1 protein-coding gene is annotated in these 1,669 nt (G+C 68.1%); it reads right to left on the reverse strand.

Annotated features, from left to right (window positions below; all coding sequences use genetic code 11):
- Window positions 1–28: 28 nt before the first annotated feature.
- Window positions 29–1,267, reverse strand: coding sequence for an IS110 family transposase (locus ACFYVL_RS44625; protein WP_389255931.1), 1,239 nt, complete (start codon window positions 1,265–1,267; stop codon window positions 29–31).
- Window positions 1,268–1,669 lie beyond the last annotated feature (402 nt).

Consider the following 1,669-nt stretch of genomic DNA (forward strand, 5'->3'; position numbering starts at 1 on the left):
CCGAAAGACATCTCACGTGCCTAAGAAGTCAAGCCGCGACGGCCGAGTCCGCTGCTGAGGAGGTGAAAGCATGTTGCTCGTCGAAGAGCTGTCCGGTCTGCAGGCAGTGGTAGAGCTGGCCGATCATGCGGTTGAACAGGTGTCGCTGGGCTTGGGCGTGCCAGTCTCCGCGCTCGCGCCGTCGGCGGTAGTGGGCGTCGGCTCCGGAGGAGGCACGCAAGGCGGAAAAGGCCCAGAGGAACCCGGCGGTGATCAGCCGGTCGTTCTTGATGAAGCGGCGTCCGACGTAGCGTTTCTTGCCCGAAGCGCGCGTGATGGGGGCCGAGCCCGCGTAGGCCTTCAGCGCGCGGGCGTCGGCAAAGCGTGTGCGGTCGTCTCCGATCTCGGCGAGCACCCGGGCGGCGAGCTGTACTCCCAGACCGGGGAAGCTGAGGAGGATCTCAGCGTCCGGGTGCCGGCGAAAATGCTCCTCCACCGCCGTCGCGAGATCTTCAGCGGCCAGACAGGCGGCATCCAACTGGCGGACCAGTGCGAGCAGTTGGTGTCCCATGGCGTCCTCGATGGCCTGTGGCTGGTGCGCGTAGCCGCCGCGGAAAATGGTCCGCAGACAGTCAGCCTCGGCGTCGATGCCGCGGGTGCGGCCCGCGCGTTTGAGTGCGGCCCGCAGCTGGGGCGAGGTCAGCTTCGCGGCCCTGGCCGGGGTCGGTGCCGCGGTCAGGACCGCGCGGGCCTCGGGGCGGGCCAGGCCGTACTGCTTTCCCAGGAAGGCGTCCAAAGCGGCGGGGAAGTACTCGCGCAGCAGCGAGCGGACCTGGTTGACCAGCTGCTGACGCGCCCAGACGGCGTCCTGCTGGGCACGGGCGAGCACGGTGATCGCCTGGGCGAGGTCGCTGTCGGCGTGCAGCCGCCGATGCGCGTGCCGGTCGGTTCGGAGAATGTTCGCCAGGACCAGGGCGTCGCCGGGGTCGGACTTCTTTCGGGAGACGCTGTGCCGGTCCCGGTAGCGGGCGGCGGCAAGCGGGTTGATGGCGTAGATCGGCCGTGTTCCGTTGTTCAGGACGGCGACGAGCAGGCCGCGTCCGGTTTCGATGGCCACCGATATCGGCTCGTCGGCGGTGTCGCCGTGCTCGGCGAGCAGGTCCAGCAGCAGTTGGTAGCCGGTCACGTCATCGGTGATGCGCCGCTTGGCCAGCAACTGTCCGGCGTCGTCGACCAGCGCCACGTCGTGGTGGTTCTCGGCCCAGTCGATCCCGCAGAACACGGTCATGCAGTTCTCCCATCTCTTGCTGTTCGCGCGGGTGGTGAGCCTGTGCGGGCCACGCGGCGACCTAATTCCAGGACTCTTCGGTCCGCCATCTCACTAGCCGTTCGCGGCACCAGCGCACCGCAGGGGCCTCCGTCTTGTGCAGAGCTCGGTGGCTCGGGACGAAGCGAAGAGGTCACCCTGCGACGGGCTCACACCGCAACCTTCTACGTACGGGAGGCCGGGCTGGGTTCCGTAGTGGCCCGAAGACGCCGGGCGCCGCCGTTCTTTCGTAAGGCCTCGACGGGCCGGGAACCAACAGGAGTCTGCCCGGCGCCCACGCGGCCACTACGAACCCAACCCACCTCAACAGTCCAGCGACTCACCCACGAGTCGTCTGGAACCGCCTACTCACGAATTAGGAAC

The sequence above is a fragment of the Streptomyces sp. NPDC004111 genome (assembly GCF_042874215.1).
Classification (GTDB): Bacteria; Actinomycetota; Actinomycetes; order Streptomycetales; family Streptomycetaceae; genus Streptomyces.